Annotated in this window: 2 protein-coding genes; both read right to left on the reverse strand. The window is 50.6% G+C overall.

The features are described 5' to 3' along the window. Nucleotides 1-51: 51 nt before the first annotated feature. The gene (locus I6E38_RS14675) at nt 52-243 is read right to left on the reverse strand and encodes a PspC domain-containing protein (protein ID WP_235394683.1); all 192 of its coding nucleotides are present in this window, start codon (nt 241-243) and stop codon (nt 52-54) included. 66 nt (nt 244-309) lie between these two features. Then, a complete protein-coding gene (locus I6E38_RS14680; protein WP_235394684.1) occupies nt 310-1,503 on the reverse strand; it encodes an argininosuccinate synthase in 1,194 nt (397 codons plus the stop codon). Nucleotides 1,504-1,702 lie beyond the last annotated feature (199 nt).

The raw sequence follows: 1,702 nt of genomic DNA on the forward strand, positions 1-1,702 counted from the left end.
GGCTTTGTGGGGAGTGTGGCTGCTATGGGGCTTTGTGTGACATTGCTGCTTCTATGCTTCCTGCTTCGGCATGACAAACCAAAGCAGCAGATAGGCGAGTGTTCCGCTGAATGCTGTGCAGACAGTGAGCAACACGTAAGCCACACGAACGAGTGTAGGGTCAAATTCAAAATAATTGGCAAGTCCGCCACAAACGCCACCGAGAATACAGTCGGTCGACGAACGCTGAAGTTTTCTATTCATAGTCGTATAGTTTTTTTATTATTATCTACCTATTTGACGTTGCGGAGGACTGAAAAGTTGCAAGAATTAGCGCTGTTCGTCGGGATGGATGCCGTAGTATACACGCAGCGGAGTAGAGAGCACCTTGATGAATCCCTTAGCCTCCTCGGCTGTCCATCCGTGCTGCATCTCGCCGTATTCTCCGAGCTTCGACTTGAGCAAATCGTCCTTGCTGTCTACACCTACGGTTTCGAAACCGAGCGGACGAAGCTTCAGTATGGCTGTACCATTGACGTTGCGCTGCGACGATGTGAGCATCGCTTCGATGTCGGGCATGACAGGTTCGAGATACTGACTCTCGTGGAGGAACATGCCATACCAGTTGGCTACCTGGTCCTTCCAGTACTGCTGCCACTTGCTCAGCGTGTACTTCTCAAGCAGACGGTGGGCCTCGATGATGAGCTTAGGAGCAGCTGCCTCAAAACCTACACGGCCCTTGATGCCGATGATGGTGTCGCCTACGTTGCAGTCGCGGCCAATGCCGTAGGCTGCGCCAATCTCTTCTATCTTCTGGATGGCAGCCACCTTGTCGTCAAACTTCTCGCCGTTGACGGCAACAATCTCGCCCTTCTCGAACGTAATCTTCAGTTCCGACTCGTCCTCACGTGTCACGTGCTTCAGGTAAGCCTCTTCAGGCAAACCCTGGGTAGAGTCGAGTATCTCGCCACCGCAGATACTGGTGCCCCAGATACCAACGTTGTATGAATACTTCAACTTGGTGAAGTCGGCAAAGAATCCGTTCTCGTTGAGGTAGTCAACCTCCTCCTTACGTGAGAGAGCCTTGTCGCGAGTAAGTGTGATAATCTCCACACCCGGTGCCATAACGAGGAAGGTCATATCGAAACGGATCTGGTCGTTGCCAGCACCAGTAGAACCGTGGGCGATGGCATCGGCACCAATCTCCTTAGCGTAGCGTGCAATGGCGATGGCCTGGAAGATACGCTCCGACGAAACAGAAATAGGATAGCAGTTGTTGCGCATAACGTTGCCGTAAATCATATACTTCAACGACTTCTCGTAGTACTCCTGCGTAACGTCGAGCGTTACATACTGCTTGGCACCGAGACGATAAGCATTGCGCTCATTGGTTACCAACTGCTCTGCCGAGAAACCGCCAGTATTGGCACATGCTGCGTATACCTCATAGCCTTCCTTGGCCAATTTCATTACTGTGTATGAGGTATCAAGACCTCCTGAAAATGCTACAACAACCTTTTTCATAATTATATAATATATTAAAAGTCCCACCACGGAAAGCCCTACCCCCGGCCCCTCCCCCGCAGGGAGGGGAGTGATGTGCTGGGCTACTTTTTTTTATTGTTTATTTAATTCTTATTTTTATTTAATTAGAAAAAACTCCACCTTCAAATCATACCGCTCCCCTCCCTGCGGGGGAGGGGCTGGGGGTGGGGCTTTTAGT

Origin of the sequence: Leyella stercorea, from assembly GCF_021531355.1 — a bacterium.
Taxonomy (GTDB): Bacteria; Bacteroidota; Bacteroidia; order Bacteroidales; family Bacteroidaceae; genus Prevotella.

Coding starts and splice junctions, on each gene's coding strand:
- I6E38_RS14675 (WP_235394683.1), bottom strand. CDS start 243: ATGAATAGAAAACTTCAGCGTTCGTCGACCGACTGTATTCTCGGTGGC.
- I6E38_RS14680 (WP_235394684.1), bottom strand. CDS start 1,503: ATGAAAAAGGTTGTTGTAGCATTTTCAGGAGGTCTTGATACCTCATAC.